This window comes from Streptomyces sp. NPDC048290, assembly GCF_040652095.1.
In the GTDB taxonomy this organism is placed as follows: Bacteria; Actinomycetota; Actinomycetes; order Streptomycetales; family Streptomycetaceae; genus Streptomyces.
The window spans coordinates 464,960-480,642 of the sequence record NZ_JBEZLM010000003.1 but is presented as its reverse complement, the minus strand read 5'-3'; the positions used below and the strand labels follow the sequence as shown (position 1 = coordinate 480,642).

Genomic DNA, 15,683 nt, shown 5'->3' with positions numbered 1-15,683 from the left:
GGTGGCTCATGTGGTGGCCGCCGACGGCACCCGCAGCCCGGTGCGGCGCACTCTGGGCATCACCGAGGACGCGGGCCCGGTGTTCGGCGAGTCCGTCAATGTCTGCTTCCGCAGCGCGGCGCTCACCCGCTCGATGGCGGACTCGCCGCACATGACGCACTGGGTCGTCGACGCGGAGCTGAGCGGCGCGGTCTACATCACGGGCCGTGACGACCGCTGGATCCTGAACGTCGAACGCGATCCCGCCCTCCCCGACTCCGCGTACGACGACGCGCGCCGCGTCGACATGGTCCGCCGCGCGGTCGGCGACCCGGATCTGGACGTGGAGGTACTCACCACCCTGCGCTGGCTGCACGAGTCCGCGGTGGCGGACACCTGGCGGGTGGGCCGGGTGCTGCTGGCCGGGGACGCGGTGCGCCGCTTCCCGCCGCACGGCGGTTTCGGGATGAACAGCGGCATCCAGGACACCCACAACCTGGTCTGGAAGCTGGTCCGGGTGCTGCGCGGCGACGCGTCCGACGGACTCCTCGACACCTATGAACAGGAGCGCAAACCCGTCGCCGTCCACAACCGCGATCAGGTCATGCTCAACACCGAGCGGCTGGCGGAGACCGGCTGGCTCGCCGACGCGGCGGAGGAGATCGCCGGGATCGAACTCCCGGAGGGCGAGGCCATCCGGCGGCGCATCCGCGACGGTGTGCCCGCCCAGCGTGAGCAGTTCTGGACCAGCGGACAGCAGTTCGGCTACCTCTGCACCTCCTCCGCCGTCATCGCGGACGGCACCGCTCCCGAGGTGTCCACCGTCAGCGACTACCGGCCCACCGGCCATCCGGGCGCCCGCGCGCCGCACCTGTGGCTGCGGGACCGGCAGGACCGGCGGTGCTCCACCGTCGATCTGCCCGCGGCCGGCTTCGTGCTGCTGACCGGCGCCGAGGGCGAGCCGTGGCGGGAGCCAGCGGACCGGCTCGGCATCCGCCGCGTGGTGATCGGGCGGGACCTGGTCCCCGAGCGCGTCGACCTCCATCGGCATCCGCCGCGTGGTGATCGGCCGGAACCTGGTCCCCGAGCGCGTCGACTTCCACGCGCTGTACGGCATCGGGCCGAAGGGAGCCGTTCTGGTCAGGCCGGATGGCCACATCACCCTGCGCAGCCCGGATGGGGAGACCGCACGCGGACGCTTGTCGACGCCTGGAACCGTGTGCGCCGCTGACACCCCGGTCGCCCCGCACGGCCGGGAGGAGCCGACTGGGACGGGAGGGCCGCGTGCTCGATGTGCGGAAGCCTCTGATGCTGCGGGAGGAGGTGGTCCGGAGCGGCTCCATCGCCGCGGCGGCACGGACCATGAACTTCGCCCGGTCGGCGGTCTCCCAGCAGATCGCCGCCCTGGAGACGACCGCCGGGGTGCCGCTGCTCCAGCGCCAGGGGCCGGTGACCACACCGACCCCGGCGGGCGAGGACCTGGTCCGGCACACCGAGCGGGTGCTCGACGGACTCCGGGCGGCGGAACTCTCCCTAGCGGCCCGGCGGGGCAGCATCGAAGGCTCGGTCCGCATCGGCCTCCCGGTGCGGGACAGCGCGGCCTCCCTCGGCCAGGCCCTGGCCCAGGTCCGTGAACGCCACCCGGGGCTCACCATCGAACTGCGGGCCCTGCCACCGGCCGACGCGGTCGGTGAGCTGCGGCGCGGGCTTCGAACCCCGGGTGATCGCCTCGGCCGACGACCTCGTCACCGCGCTGCGCCTGGTGAACAGCGGCTGGGGGTGAACCTGGCCCCGGAGGGCACGCCCCGTCCGCCGGACGCCCGGCTGGCGCACCTGCCGGTGACGGATCTCCACATCCGGCGGACGGCACAGATCCTGATCCGCGAGGAGGACCGAGCCACACCGCGGATCGGGGTCGTGGTGACGGCGGTCCAGGAGACCAACCGCCTCCCGGACGACCCGGTGGGCGACGGCCCAGGGGAGGCGGCGCGCCGAGGAACCGTCCGTTCCTCGCCCTGAGCGAGCGGCGTCCCCGCCCCGCACGACCCCTGCGCATCCCGCACACTTCTGCCCACCCGCACACCATCGAACTGAGCATTCTGCTTCATCGAAGGTCCGACTCTTGCCCGGAATGGCAGATCCGCGCTCCCATCGTGGCCGACCCCCTTCCACGACAGGAGGCGTCCACGATGCCCCTCACCCCCGGTGAAGCCCTCACGCTCGCGGAACTCGAACACGACCCGTACCCGGTCTACGCGCGGCTGCGGGCCCACCAGCCGGTGGCCTGGGTGCCGGTGGCGCACGCGACCTTCATCACCCGGTGGGACGACGTGGTGCGGGTGGCCCGGGACGCGGAGACATTCAGCGCCGCCGTCCACGACTCCCCGCTCACCGAGGCCATCGGCCCGAACCTGCTGCACAGCGACGGCCCTTATCACGCCACCCGCCGGGCGCCGCTGACGGCGGCGCTGCGGCCGTCGTCGCTGCTGCTGAACGCCGAGCCCGTGGTGCGGTCCCTGGTCGCCGGGCTCGTCGACACGCTGCGCTCCGGTCCCCGGCGGGGGGCCGATCTGATCGCCGACTTCGCGGTGCCGCTGTGTGTGCGCACCCTGTGCGCGGTCACGGGGCTGCCCGCCGATCTGCCCGAGGAGCGGGTGTGGGGCTGGATCACCGCGATCACCCGGGGCGCCGCCAACTACGAGCGGGACCCGGCGAAGAAGGCCGCGGCGCTCGCGGTCCGCGCGGAGATCACCGCCGTGGTGCGCGAGGCCCTCGCCGCGGGCCCACCGCCCGGCTCCCTGCTCGAAGGACTCGCGGCGACCGAGACCGAATCCGGCGCGATGACCCTCGCGGAGATCGTCTCCACCGTGCAACTGCTGGTCATCGGCGGAATGCAGGAGCCACGCGACCTCTTCGGCATCGCCCTGGGCGCCTGTCTGGCCGACCCCGCACTCATGGCGGAGACCCGCACCGGGCCGGACGCCGTCACCCGGCTCGTGGAGGAGTCCCTGCGCTGGGGCTCCCCGGTGGGCACCCTGACCAGGCGGGTCGTCCACCCGGTGGAGATCGCGGGCGTACGGCTGTCCGAGGGCACCGTCGTCGCGGCGGTCCTGGCGTCCGCCAACCGGGACGAGGCGCACTGGGAGTCCCCCGACACCTTCGACCCGCACCGGCGCCAGAGCCACCATCTCGCCTTCGGCGGCGGGGTGCACGCCTGCGTCGGCGCGCCCCTCGCCCGGACCGTGGTCACCACGGCGCTCACCGCACTGCTCGACGCGTTCCCCGCCCTGCGCGGCACGGCCGAACCGCCGTACCACGGCTGGGAGTTCAGAGGCCCGACCAGCCTGACGGTCGACTGGTCGGGACCGACACCGGCACCGGCACCGGCACCGGCTCCGGCGCGCGCACCGGCACCGCGTCCCGCCGCGCCACTCCGCCGGCAGTCGGCCGAGCCGCTGCGCCTGACGGTGAGCCAGATCACCGAGGAGGCGCCCGGTGTCCGTTCCCTCTGGCTGGTCCGGCCGGACGGCGGCGACCTCCCCGCATGGCAGCCCGGCGCGCACATCGACGTCCAGCCACCGGCCGAGGGAGGCGAGCCGCCCGCCCGCTCGTACTCCCTGTGCGGGCCGGTGGGCGACCCCGGCCGCTGGCGGATCGCCGTACGGGTCGACGAGGGCGGCCGGGGCGGTTCGCGCCGGATGCACCGGCTCCGGACCGGGGACACCGTACGGGTGCGCGGACCGCGCCGGCACTTCGCGCTCCCGGACCGCCCCACGTACCTGTTCCTCGCGGGCGGCATCGGGATCACTCCGCTGCTGCCCATGCTGGAGACGGTGACGGCGGCGGGACGCCCCTGGCGGCTCGTCCATGTCCTGCGCGACGCCGCGCGGGCCCCGTTCCGGGCGGAACTCGCGCGCTACGGCGACCGGGTGCGGTGGTGGGACACGGCGGAGCGGGGCCGCCCGGACCTGGCGGGGCTGCTCACCGACGGGGGCGGGGCGGTCCTGTGCTGCGGTCCGGAGAGCCTGATGAGCGCGGTGGAAAGACTGGCCGAGGCGGGACCGGAGCGCTGGCGGTCGAGCGAGGTCCGCACGGAACGGTTCCGCCCCCGGCCCCGGACCCCCGGCGCCCCCGACCGCCCCTTCGACCTGCTCCTCGACCGCACGGGTCAGGTCGTACGCGTGCCGTCCGGCCGTTCCGCGCTGGCCGCGCTGGAGGAGGCGGGGGTACTGGTGCCGTCCACCTGCCGCGAGGGCACCTGTGGATCGTGCGAGGTCCGGGTGCTGGCCGGGGACGTCGACCACCGCGACAGCCTGCTGACCGCGCGGGAACGGGCCGACGGCGCTCTGATGCTGGTCTGTGTGTCACGGGCGGCCGGTGCGGAACTCGTCGTGGACCTGTGAACCCCACCGGCGCCCGTGGCACATTGCCGCACCGGTTTCAGCCGCGCGCCCCGATGCTGAGGGCGCTGGCGAGCTGCTCGGTGTTCTTGGCGAAGGACGGGTCGAGGTTCTGCACCGACCGGAAGACATCGACGGTCTTCTCGTCGTCGTAGGTGACCTGCAACTCCGCCGCGAGGGACAGCCAGGTGGTGAAGTTGACCCCGTACCGGCCGAGGGTGGTGAGCGCGGTGTCATGGCCCACCTGGGTGGCACCAGCGCTGGCGTCCACGACGACGGTGACACCGTAGTCCCGCTGGAGCGCGCCCACCGAGGTGCGCAGGACGCAGCCCTCGGTGGTGAGTCCGGCGAGGACCAGGTGACGCACGCCGAGATCGGCGACGGCCCGCTCGAACCCGGGGTCGCCCGGCACCGACGATCACCACATCGTGGTCTGTCCTGTTTTCATGCATCTTTTCATGCATCGAGAACCTCACTTCCGTCGGCACTGACGGTGGGTGACGGCGGCTAGCACTGGGCGAAACATGAGACATGAGATTTCATTTTCACGTTACTCATGTCTTACTTCTGTTTAGACGTGGTTACGGCGGAGCGTCAAGGGGGGTGGCGTGTTTCGATCGGTGGGAGGTGGGTGGGGAGGGGTGGGGAGCGGTGCGTAGGGTCCGGGGGACGGGGGCCGGGGCGCGCGGGGCTGGGGTCAGCTCTCCGGGTCGGTGTCCTCGATCATGCGGGCCCAGCATCGGTTCGCGTCCCGTTCGACGCGGGCGGCGAGCCGCGCGTACACGGCCGCCGGAGGCTCACCGGTCCACTCGGCCGGTTCGTAGTCCCGGGGCAGACCGGGGTCGCGCAGGGGCAGATGGCGCCAGGCGTGGACGATCCTGGTCCGCGCGGCGAACGGGTCGTCGTCGCGGGCCGCGCACTCGGCCTCCGCGACGAACGACCGGCGCGCGGCGGCGATCTCGTCCAGATCCCACGCCTGCTCCACCAGGGCCCGGGGATCGCCGATCGCCCCCAGCCGGGACTGGAAGGAGGCGGCCCGGTCGCGCAGCCCCAACTCGTCGAGGGCGATCACCGCCTGACCCTCCGCACGGCGGTCGAAGCTGAGGTGCAGCGACGGCGACAGCTGGCCGAAACCCGACCACCGCAGCCGGTTGCGGACCTCCTCCCGGCGGGCGGGCGCCATGCCTCCGGTGTCCAGGGACAGCAGGGTGATGTTCCCGTCCCAGCGGTCGGCCTGCCGGGCGAACTCCGCGAGCCGGTCGTTGCCCTCACGCAGCAGTTCCGCCCCGCCCGGGGTGAGCGCGAGCAGGACCCTGCGGCCCACGGGGGTCGTGATGATCCAGCCGTCGGCCCGGGTCCGCGTGATCGCCTGCCGGGCGGACGTCTCGTCGAAGCCGAGCCGCTCCAGGGCCGTGATCATCGTGCGGGCCCAGATCGGCTGACCCCAGGGCAGTGCGTACTCGCCGAGCACGGTCAGCAACATGCTGCGGGCACCGCTCGCGTTCAGCAGCCGACGGCCGGGGCGGTGCCCGGCCGAGGCCAGCATCTCGGACCGCGCGCTGAGCACGGCACGCGCGGTCGGATCGGCCTGCGGCCCGCAATCGGACGCTTGCGAGTCCGGCCGCGAATCCGGCCGCGAGTCCGGCCGCGTGTCCGGCTGCGAGTCCGGCCGCGTGTCCGGTCCGTTGCTGCTCAAGGCCGTGCCCCTTCCCGTCTCGTGCCGAACCCACCCTACGGGCCGCCACCGGAGGCGGTGATCTTCGCTCCACCCGCGCCGACCAGCGCGCCTCCGCCAACCAGTACGGCTACTCGTCGCTCTCGGCCGTCTCACGGAGCAGCGGCGCCATCCGCAACCGCACCACCTCCACCATGGACAGCATGGTGTTCGACCGGACCACACCACTGCACGACAGCAGCGCCCGGGTCACCCGGTACAGATCCTCACTGTCCCGCGCCACCACACGCACCAGCAGATCCGCGCCCCCCGTGATCGCGTGCACCTCGCACACCTCCGGCACGGCCGAGATCTCCCGGAGTGTGCGCCGCCCCTCCACCTGCCCGATCTCCAGCGTGACGAAGGCCAGCACCGGCCGACCTAGCCGGTCCGCCCGCACCCGCACACTCGGTGCGGCCAGCGTGCCGTCCGACTCCATCCGGCGCTGCCGGTTCTGGACCGTGTTCCGGGCCAGCCCCAGCTTGTCCGCCAGCGCCACCGTCGTCGCCAGCGGGTCGTCGTCCAGAGCGAGCAGAATCCTCGCCCCCGTACGGTCCACACCGCGCATCGCGCACCTCCCTGCCCACCACACGCCACTGAGCATTCTGCTGCATCGGCCCGCTCCATCAGCGAAGGTGCGCCCTCGACCTCGGGACGTCAGGCGCATGACGGATTTACGGGGCCGTTTTCATCCGGGCGGACGGGTCCGGCTCACGGCGGACCCTCCGCCCGAACCGCCGTAGCCCGACCGCCGAAACAGCCCCGGTCACCAGTCACCATCACCACGGACCGCTGGAAGAACCTTCCGCTGGGGCTCGCCGGATTCCAGTCGGCGAACAGCACCAACACGCCGTTGCTGATGGCCGCCACGCTCGTGGTGACCCTGCCGTGCGTGCTCATCTTCTTCGCCCAACGCCACATCATCGGCGGCATCTCCTTCTCGGGAAACAAATGACCGCCCCCCCGGAGACACCGATCGCCCTCGGCCCGTCCGCGACGGCCCGCGGTCTGCGCCTCCAGATCACCGCACCGGACGGCACGACCGGGACCCCGACCGTCAGCGAGATCGGGGACGGCGTCTGGCAGACAGCCCTGCGGACCGACCGTCAACCCTTCACCTTCACCGCGGTGGTGCCCGCCGTGGACGCGGTCACCTGGTGGAGTCCGGGCAGCACCGTCCTGCACGCCACCATCCCGCCGTCCTGGGCCGATCCGGTCGACACCACCGCGCTCTCCGGCATCCCGATCGGCGCGCTGCTGCTGCGCGGCGACCGTCCGGGCCTGGATTACGCCCTGGACGCGCGCACCGCCGCCACCTCGGTGCGCGCCGGACTGGTCGAGGAGACCGCCTCGTTCGTGGTCGTGGGAACCGTCTCGGACACGGTGCTGGAACAGGCCGACCGGGCCGCCGCGCTGGGCTTCGGCACGGTCATCGTCGACGACGGCTGGCAAACCACGTCGTCGGCGCGCGGCTACGGCACCTGCGGCGACTGGGAGGTGGCCACGGAGAAGTTCCCCGACCCGGCCGCCCTGGTGGCCGGACTGCGGGCGCGCGGACTGCGCACCCTGTGGTGGATCGGCACCCCGTTCGCCGGCCACTCCTCCCGACTACGCGCAGAGGGCCTGCCCACCCTCTACGGCGAGCCGGGCCTCGACGCGGACGTCCTCGACCCCCGCTCCCCCGCCACCCGCCGCCACCTCGTGGACCGCATCACCCATCTCATCGGGCACACCGGCGCGGAAGGCCTGAAGCTGGACTTCCTGGAGCGCTTCGCGGGCCCGACCGGCACACCCGACGACTCCACGATCACCGCGACCGCACAACTCCTGGACGAGATAGTGACCCAGGTGGCGTCGGTCGGCCAGGACCCCCTGATCGAGTTCCGCGAGCCCTACGTCCATCCGGCGGTCGCCCGTCACTCCACCATGCTCCGGGTGGGCGACTGCCCGCTCAGCGCCAGCCAGAACCGGGTCGGCATCCTCGACCTCCGTCTGGCCCGGCCCGGCACCCCCATCCACAGCGACCCCATCATGTGGGCCGACGACGACTCGGCGGAACGCGTCGCCCACCACCTGATCAACGCGCTGCCGGGCGTGCCGCAGATCTCCATGGACGTACTGCGCCTGAGCACCGGCCAGGACGAGGCGCTGGAGTTCTGGCTGGGCGTCTGGACCACTCACCGCGAGGTCCTCCTCCACGGCGACCTGACCCCCGAACGCCCCGACCTCCTCTACCCCCTGGTCACCGCCAGCGCGGCAGGCCGCACCTTCGTCTGCCGCTACGCCCCGCAGCCGGTACGGCTCCCCACCGGAACCTGGCGGGACCTGCTGATCGCCAACGGCGACGACAGCACCCCGCTGCTCCTCGACGGCCCTCCCGTCGCCGTCCACATCCAGCTCCGCGACGCCCGGGGCCGCGTCACCCAGGAGTCGGACACCCACCTCCCCGAGCGCCCGACACCGCTCCCGGTCCCGTCCGGGGGTCTGGCTCACCTCACCCGGGCCGAGCGGGAGTCCTGAGGCGGACGGCGGTGGTGGGTGCGCGCGGCAGGCCCCACCACCGCCGTGCGACCGCCGCCCCGGGACGACTAGCGAGGGTCGGAACGATCCGGGTGCTCAAGGCCGTCGAGACGTCCCCTCAGCTCCCTCACCTCGGCCTGGAGACTCTCCACGAGGCGCAGCAGTGCCTGCACCGCGACGACGGAGACCCCATTGGCGTCGACCGACTGGATGGTGCGGTCGTCGGCGCCGACCCCGAGTGCCGCCTGCCAGTCCTGGGCCATCGGCCCGATGTGCCGGACGTGTTCCTCACCCCGGTAGCTCCATGTACTGACCGGCATCGAGGCGACGGCACGCAGGACTGCGAATCCGTCTACCTCATGGCTGGGGGGAGTCACTGTGCCTTCCGGCGGAAGCGGGTCCCTCTCAGCGCCGGGCCGCGAACTCCACCTCACCGGAGTGATCGCGCATTTCAGAGCCCGGTCGCTCGCAGAACCCTCGCCACCGCCGCCGCCCGAGAAGGTGTGGTAGCCGGTGCTCGATCGAGTCGCGGCACCGTGGCCGACCGCGCTGGAGTACCGCGATTCGATGTCCGTATGGAGGTTCTGCGCCCACACGGTGTCCGGGTGCTCGCTCCCCAGCACCCGGCGGAGCGAGTCGAAGGCCGCGAAACACAGCCTCCGGGCCGTACCGGGGCCCGTGGCGGACATCGTGGCGAGGGCCAGGTTCACTTGGATACGCAGCGTCTCCGGGTGTTCCCTGCCCAGCACGCGGCCCATCTGCTCGTACAGCTCGGTGAATCGCTCGACCGCCAAGGCCGGCCCCTCGACGGCGCTCAGCACCACGGCGTGGTTGGACGCCGTCTGCAAGGTGTCGGGATGCTCGGGTCCGAGAACGCGCTCCCTTCGGCCGCGAATGTCGGCCAACGCCTCCAGCGCCGCTTCCTTCTCCCCTCGTTCGAAGCGGCACAGAGCCTCGGTCTCGGCCGCGTTGATACTGACCGGGTCGTCCAGTCCCAGGAGGACCGCGCAGTCCTCGCGTGCCTCGCAGGCCAGCGAGAACGCCTCATCCGTGGCACCGCTGTACAGGGCCCAGCAGGCCAGGGCGATGCCGATACGCAGCGTGGAGTGGTGCTCGGACCCCAGCGCGACGACAGCCCGGTCGTGGAGTTCCTTGAACAGGCGATGCGCGGCGTCGGGATCGCCCGCCACTCCGACGGCGCGTGCGTGGGCACAGCCTGCCGCGAGAGCTGCCGGGTGATCCGGTCCGAGGGTCTCGTTCATCCTCGGGAGCAGTTCTTCGAGTTCGGCGTGGGCATGGATCCAGTTGCCCGACCGGCCCCCGGTCCGTGCCATGCCCCAACGGGCGAGCAACCAGAGTGCCTCGTCATGGTCCGGCTGGGCGGCTTCCGCCCGGAGTGCCTCGGCGTAGAGCCGGTTCGCCTCCCGCCACTGCCCCATGTGGCCGGTCCACCACGCCTGACGCAACACGGCGAGCCGGCTCAGGACATGGTGCGCACCGAGATGCTCTCCGCAGTCTCCGCGCAGGTCGGACGTCAGCTCCAGCGCGCGGGGGAACTGGCCGCTCTGACCGGTCCAGAAGGCGAGTCCATGCCGCGCCGCCAGCGTCCTGGGATCGGTCTCACCGAAGTTCTGGGTCGCCTTGGTGACGAGATCCACGGCGGCCCGTCGGGCGGCCTCGATATCCGATGCCCGGCTCGCCGCGGCGGTCTTCCTGCGCCGGGCGATGACGCCGGGCAGTTCCTGCCCGGGGAACCACTCCGTGAACTCCCGTGCCGAGAGATGGAAGAGGACGGCGTCGCCGACTCCGTCCGACCCTCCGATCCAGTTGTCGGACGTCAGATGGAGATCAAACCGGCTCAGGCGCCATTTTGCGTCACGGAGCCGCTCCCAGGCGCCGCACGCCTTGGCGTAGTCGATGAAGACGGGCTTGTCTCTCCGTCGAGCCAGCTCTTCGATGCAGCGCAGAAGATTCCTGGTCTTCTCCCAGTCGTCGCTGACCGCGCTGTCGCTGTCCTGGTTCAGCCACTCATAGACAGTGGTCCGTGCGAGGGCGCCGAAATCCGGGGTGCCGTCGGCGCCGGTCCTGCCCCGCTGTCCGTGGGCACGCTTGGCCTTGGCCGCTTTCGAGGCAGCGAGCAAGTGCTTCTTCTCGACGCCTCCCCTCTCCATGAGCCGGTTCAGCGCCACCCGGTACTGCCGCCATGTGCTCACGCTGTCCCACGGAGTCACGTGTCCCCCCGACCTCTCCAGGACCGGCGTCCATGATGTCCGGGCGTTCCGGAGGGTGTCCAGCGAAGTCCGGGAACCCGGGCCCGGGTCACCGGACTTCCGGGAATACGGTCCCGCCGTCCGGGAATCCCCCGAGGCCCACCGTCGGGGCCTGTAATCGGATCAGTCGCTCGATCGGCTCCTCGACACGGTTCCGGGAGGTTCCCGTGATGTCTTTCTTCCTTCGCCTCGCAGACCCGTGGGCGCTCGTGGGTCTGGCGATGCTCATCGTCCTGGCAGCCCCCGTCCTGCTCCGGCAGTTGCTGCTCTTCCTCGGCTACCAGCGGGCGCTGCGCGGAGTGCTCAGGTCCTCGGACCGGGTGTCGCTGTTCACCGCGTTCTCCGCGGCGCTGGGCCCGCACCAGGGTCCGGACCGAGGCAGCGGCCCACCAGCGCGGCGCCCCGCCCGGACCCGCACCCCGGGCGCCCGCCGACCCGCTGATCCGTGAGCGGGCCACGGGCCCGACGGCCAGGCGTCCGCGTCGCTCAGCGCGTCCTCCCCCGCCGCTTCAAGCGAACCGCCGGCAGCTCAGGCGCCGGAAGCGGTGCGCCGTCGTAGCCCTTCACCTCGCCGAAACGTGTCCCCTCCATCCAGTCCCGGCGTGCCTCCTCGATCTCCTCCTGGGACCGCCCGATCCAGTTCCAGAACATGATCAGCTCCTCCTCGAACGGCTCGCCGCCCAGCAGCATCAGCGCCGCGTCCGTGTCCGTGCGCAGCGGGAGTTCGGTGCGTCCGCAGCCGAGGTAGAGCATGGAGCCGGGGAGGACGGGGACGCCGTCCACATGCGCCTCGCCGGACATCACCAGGACCGCGTACTCGAAGTCCCGTTCCAGCGGCAGTCGTACGTCCGCTCCGGCGGTCAGGGTGAGATCGGCGCCGACGAGGGGGGTGTAGGTCGTCCCGGGGGAGACCGCCCCGTCGAGGCTGCCGAGGATCAGCCGGGCCGTCAGGCCGGGTGCGGTGACGACCGGCAGGTCCGGGTGGTGTTCGAAGTGCGGGTCCGTGTTCCGGTGGGCGTCGGGCAGGGCCACCCACAGCTGCGCCCCGTGCAGGAGGCGGGCGTGCGAGCGGGGGCTCTCCTCGGAGTGGCTGATCGCCCGGCCGGAGGTCATGAGGCCCAGCTCGCGCGGGCGGATGGTCTGGAGGCTGCCCGTGGAGTCGCGGTGCAGCACCTCCCCATCGTGCAGCCAGCTCACCGTCTGGAGCCCCATATGGGGGTGCGGCGGCACCTGCATGCCGGGCTCATCCGCGATGTCGTCGGGGCCGTAGTGGTCGACGAAGCACCACGCGCCCACCATCCTGCGGCCCAGGTTCGGCAGCAGTCGGCGGACCTCCGTGGACTCTCCGAGCTGGACGCGGCGGGGGCTGAGGAGTTCGCGCACCGGCTCCGCGACGACGAACCCACGGCCGCCGCACACGGCGGGCACCGCCTCGCGATCAAGATTGCTCATGGCCGACAACCTAGTCCCGCCGGGGACGCCACGTCAGTCCGTCGGTACGGCCTTACCGGCGCACTTGACTCAGTCGCGGCGCACTCCCCCGGCCGCCACGGACCGCCTCACTCGTTCGGCTCTTGCGCGGACGGATCGGCGGTCCGGGCCGCAGGGGCGCATCGGCGCCCGTCAAAAATAGTAGCCATGTACATAATCGCCATGTACTGTATCCGTCATGAGCCCCCCGATGAGCCCGAAGAGCCCGAAGAGTTCGATTCCCGAGCGCGCCACCCCCGGCTTCCTCGTCTGGCGGCTCTCCATGAAGTGGCGGGTCGCCGTCGACCGCGCGGTCGCCCCGCTGGGACTGACCCACGCCCAGTACTCCCTGGTCGCGTCGCTGTACGGCATGCAGCGCGCCGGGGTGCGGCCCAGTCAGCGGCAGCTCGCCGACCACACCGGACTCGAAGCGCTCTATGTGTCCAAGCTGGCCCGTGCCCTGGAGTCCGCCGGGCTCCTGGAGCGCACCCGCGACCCCAAGGACCCCCGCGCGGTGCGGCTGGCGCTCACCGACGCGGGGCGGGCGGTCACCGCGCAGGCCATCGAGGTCGTCCAGGGGCTGTTGCGGCAGCTCCTCGCTCCCCTCGGCGGCCTCGACAGCGACCGTACCCAGCACTTCGTACGGGATCTTGTCGCGCTGCTCGACGCGCCGCTCGACGGGGACGACCGGGAGGCCGAGGAGGAAGCCAGCAAGGGAGCCGCGCAGGAATAGGGCCGCAGGCACAGACACCGGCACAGACACCGGCACCGGCACGCATAGGAACACGCAAAGACACAGGTCCAGGAACCCGCAGCAACGCGAACAGGAGCACTCCCTCATGACCCGTCACACGACAACCGCACCCTCCACATCCCCCGCCCCCCTCCTCGACGCCCGGCTCATCGGGCTCGCCCACTACGCCGGGCGCGGGATCCTCGAAGCCGTGCTGGCGCGGCACGGGATCGCGTTCCAGGAACAGATCACCCTGCGGCCGGTCGCCCTCGCCGAAGGGCCCGTGGAGCGGGACGCCCTGGTCCGGCAGATCGTCGGCGCGCTCAAGGTGACCGAGGCCGAGGTCGGGGCCACCGTCGACGCACTGATCGGCAGGGGGCTGCTCGCCGCCGAGGGGGCCTGCGTGCGGCTCACCGACGACGGGCGGGCGCTGCACGAGACCGCCACCGCCGAGGTCCGGCCGATCAGCGAGCGGATCTACGCCGGGCTCCCGGCCGAGGATCTCGCCGTCGCCGGGCGGCTGCTCACCCTCATCACCGAGCGGGCCGACGCCGAGCTGGCCGCACTGCGCTGAATCCGGCGGCACCGGCCGCAGGTCATGGAATATTCAACTAACCACTCATGGTTCTCCCGGGCGAAGGAGGTCCCGCAGTGAAGACCACGACGAACACGAGCACGAAGACCACCAGGACCGACACCCACGCCTACTACGACCGGGGGACACCGGCCGAGCGCTGGACCCGCGCCGAGGCGTACTTCGAGGCCAAGGACTACACCGCCGCCGCGCGGGTCCTCAGCCGGCTGGTCGAGGAGGTGCCGGAGCAGACGGGACCGCGGCTGCTGCTGGCGCGGGCCTACTACCACTCCGCCCAGCTCGGCCGCGCGGAGCGGGAGCTGCGGGTGATCGTCGAGCGTGACCCGGTCGAGCACTACGCCCGGCTCATGCTGGGCCGCACGCTCGAACGGCAGGGACGGCACGACGAGGCCGGGCCGCATCTGCGGCTGGCCTCCGCGCTGAACGGCGACTTCGCCGCCCTCTGACAGACAGCCGTCCATATGGGGCGGGTCCCCGGTGCTTGCGCGCACCGGAGACCCGCCCCGCGTCATGCCGCCGCGCCCCTCCGGTGGGCCACCGCCCCCAGGATCACGTCCACCGCCAGGAACACGGCCAGCGGGATGCCCAGCAGCGGCACGAAGTAGCCGACGACGGCGACCACGGCGAGGAGGGGGACCAGGACATACGGGGGGACGTGCGCCCAGGCGCCGCGCGGGATGGGGCTGCCGAAGGCGTTGCCCCGGCCGCGCTGCCACCACAGGCGGTAGCCGAGGACGATCAGGACCATCAAGGCGAGCGCCAGCAGCATCAGGGCGATCTGGTTGGCCAGCCCGAACAGGGAGCCGGTGTGCAGGTCGATGCCCCAGCGGGTGAGCTTGGCCAGCACCGGGTAGTCGGCGAACCGCAGGACGTCGAGGACCTGGCCGGAGCCGGGGTCCACGGCGACCGAGTCCTGCTTCTCCGGCCAGCTGCGCTGGATCTGCTTGACCACATACGCGGAGGACGCGTCGGCGGGCGGGATGATCTCCACCGGGTCGCCGAGCCCTTCGGCGCGGGCGGCGGCGAGGACGCGGTCGAGGCCGACACCGTGGTCGGCGTCACCGCCCGCCGCGGCACCGTGGCCGCCGTGGTCATTGCCCGCCGACGCGGCGACGGAGGGCGTGGACTGGCCCAGTGAGGTGCGCAGTTCGTCGATGTTGGCGCCCGCGTACTGGGACCAGGTCAGTCCGGTCGCGGAGAGGAAGACGAAACCGGCGGCGGCCCAGACGCCGATGGTGCCGTGCAGTGAGAGGACCCGGCGGCGCCCGCTGGTGCCGCGCAGCTTGCGCAGGGCGCGGCGGCGGGAGAACCAGAGGACCACACCGCCGAGCGCGATCACCCACAGCCAGCTCGCGGCGAGTTCGCTGTAGAGGCGGCCGGTGTCACCGAGGTGCAGATCGCGGTGGAACTCGTCGATCCAGGTGCGCAGCGGCAGCGCCCCGGTCGATCCGTACTGCTCCAGCGCGCCGCGCACTTCGGCGGTGTAGGGGTCGACGAATACGGCGAGGGTGTGGGTGGGGTCGACCCCGTCGACCCCGGCGAGCAGGACGCGGGTGGAGGCGTCGTCGGCCGGGGAGGGGCGGACCGCGCTGACCGAGCCCTCGGGGTGGGCCTCGCGGGCGGCGGCGACCTGCTGGGATATGGGGAGTTTGGTGTCGCCCACGGGGACGGTGAGTTCGTCGGCGTAGACGAGCTTCTCGACCTGGAAGGAGGCGGCGTAGAGGAATCCGGTCAGGGCGGCGATCAGGAGGAACGGGGCGACCAGGAGTCCGGCGTAGAAGTGCAGGCGGAGGATCAGGGGGCGCAGGGCGGCGCCGGGGGCGGCGGGGGACGGGGGCGCGGTGGGGGACGGCGCCTCGTCCGTGCGGTTCGGCGGAGCGGTGGTCATCGGGCGGTCTCCGGGGATCGGCGGAAGGGACGCGGGGGGGCGGTGCAGTGGTCGGCCCGTCCCCGCGCCGAGTTCCCTGCGCCTCTAGTGACCCCCGTCACACCGTGGGGTCTG

Annotated in this window: 14 protein-coding genes; 8 read left to right on the top strand and 6 right to left on the bottom strand. The window is 72.3% G+C overall.

Annotation, left to right across the window (positions count from 1 at the left end):
* The first annotated feature begins 1 nt into the window (after position 1).
* The 3 genes from AB0D49_RS06935 (at position 2) to AB0D49_RS06925 (ending at position 4,382) form a co-directional block, all read left to right on the top strand.
* Positions 2–1,210: an FAD-dependent monooxygenase gene (locus tag AB0D49_RS06935; protein ID WP_362751907.1), complete on the top strand. Its 1,209-nt coding sequence runs from the start codon at positions 2–4 to the stop codon at positions 1,208–1,210.
* A 53-nt stretch (positions 1,211–1,263) separates the two neighbouring features.
* Positions 1,264–1,998 (top strand): LysR family transcriptional regulator, encoded by a 735-nt coding sequence (locus AB0D49_RS06930; protein ID WP_362751904.1) that lies wholly within the window; start codon positions 1,264–1,266, stop codon positions 1,996–1,998.
* Positions 1,999–2,168: 170 nt separating this feature from the next.
* On the top strand, positions 2,169–4,382 hold the full coding sequence (locus AB0D49_RS06925) for a cytochrome P450 (RefSeq protein WP_362751902.1): 2,214 nt from the start codon (positions 2,169–2,171) through the stop codon (positions 4,380–4,382).
* A gap of 37 nt (positions 4,383–4,419) precedes the next feature.
* Here AB0D49_RS06925 and AB0D49_RS06920 read toward each other — a convergent pair whose 3' ends face one another.
* The 3 genes from AB0D49_RS06920 to AB0D49_RS06910 all read right to left on the bottom strand — a co-directional run bounded on the left by AB0D49_RS06920 (position 4,420) and on the right by AB0D49_RS06910 (position 6,661).
* Positions 4,420–4,791 (bottom strand): isochorismatase family protein, encoded by a 372-nt coding sequence (locus AB0D49_RS06920; protein ID WP_362751899.1) that lies wholly within the window; start codon positions 4,789–4,791, stop codon positions 4,420–4,422.
* Positions 4,792–5,076: 285 nt separating this feature from the next.
* The gene (locus tag AB0D49_RS06915) at positions 5,077–5,946 is read right to left on the bottom strand and encodes a PaaX family transcriptional regulator C-terminal domain-containing protein (protein ID WP_362751896.1); all 870 of its coding nucleotides are present in this window, start codon (positions 5,944–5,946) and stop codon (positions 5,077–5,079) included.
* A gap of 238 nt (positions 5,947–6,184) precedes the next feature.
* The gene (locus AB0D49_RS06910) at positions 6,185–6,661 is read right to left on the bottom strand and encodes an Lrp/AsnC family transcriptional regulator (protein ID WP_362751893.1); all 477 of its coding nucleotides are present in this window, start codon (positions 6,659–6,661) and stop codon (positions 6,185–6,187) included.
* A 383-nt stretch (positions 6,662–7,044) separates the two neighbouring features.
* Between AB0D49_RS06910 and AB0D49_RS06905 the strand changes: the two genes are divergently transcribed.
* Positions 7,045–8,613 (top strand): hypothetical protein, encoded by a 1,569-nt coding sequence (locus AB0D49_RS06905; protein ID WP_362751890.1) that lies wholly within the window; start codon positions 7,045–7,047, stop codon positions 8,611–8,613.
* A 68-nt stretch (positions 8,614–8,681) separates the two neighbouring features.
* On the opposite strand, the gene AB0D49_RS06900 is transcribed toward AB0D49_RS06905, so the two are convergent.
* Positions 8,682–10,826, bottom strand: a complete 2,145-nt coding sequence (locus AB0D49_RS06900; RefSeq protein ID WP_362751887.1) for a tetratricopeptide repeat protein — start codon at positions 10,824–10,826, stop codon at positions 8,682–8,684.
* Between the two features lie 227 nt (positions 10,827–11,053).
* On the opposite strand from AB0D49_RS06900, the gene AB0D49_RS06895 reads away from it, so the two are divergent.
* A complete protein-coding gene (locus AB0D49_RS06895; protein WP_362751884.1) occupies positions 11,054–11,332 on the top strand; it encodes a hypothetical protein in 279 nt (92 codons plus the stop codon).
* Positions 11,333–11,369: 37 nt separating this feature from the next.
* Here AB0D49_RS06895 and AB0D49_RS06890 read toward each other — a convergent pair whose 3' ends face one another.
* Entirely contained in the window at positions 11,370–12,335 is a 966-nt protein-coding gene (locus tag AB0D49_RS06890; RefSeq protein WP_362751882.1) for a pirin family protein, read from the bottom strand.
* A 217-nt stretch (positions 12,336–12,552) separates the two neighbouring features.
* On the opposite strand from AB0D49_RS06890, the gene AB0D49_RS06885 reads away from it, so the two are divergent.
* The 3 genes from AB0D49_RS06885 (at position 12,553) to AB0D49_RS06875 (ending at position 14,127) form a co-directional block, all read left to right on the top strand.
* Entirely contained in the window at positions 12,553–13,086 is a 534-nt protein-coding gene (locus AB0D49_RS06885; RefSeq protein ID WP_362751879.1) for a MarR family transcriptional regulator, read from the top strand.
* 106 nt (positions 13,087–13,192) lie between these two features.
* Entirely contained in the window at positions 13,193–13,660 is a 468-nt protein-coding gene (locus AB0D49_RS06880) for a MarR family transcriptional regulator (protein WP_362751876.1), read from the top strand.
* A gap of 77 nt (positions 13,661–13,737) precedes the next feature.
* A complete protein-coding gene (locus AB0D49_RS06875; protein WP_362751873.1) occupies positions 13,738–14,127 on the top strand; it encodes a tetratricopeptide repeat protein in 390 nt (129 codons plus the stop codon).
* 62 nt (positions 14,128–14,189) lie between these two features.
* On the opposite strand, the gene AB0D49_RS06870 is transcribed toward AB0D49_RS06875, so the two are convergent.
* Positions 14,190–15,569, bottom strand: coding sequence for a PepSY-associated TM helix domain-containing protein (locus AB0D49_RS06870; RefSeq protein WP_362751871.1), 1,380 nt, complete (start codon positions 15,567–15,569; stop codon positions 14,190–14,192).
* Between the last annotated feature and the right edge of the window lie 114 nt (positions 15,570–15,683).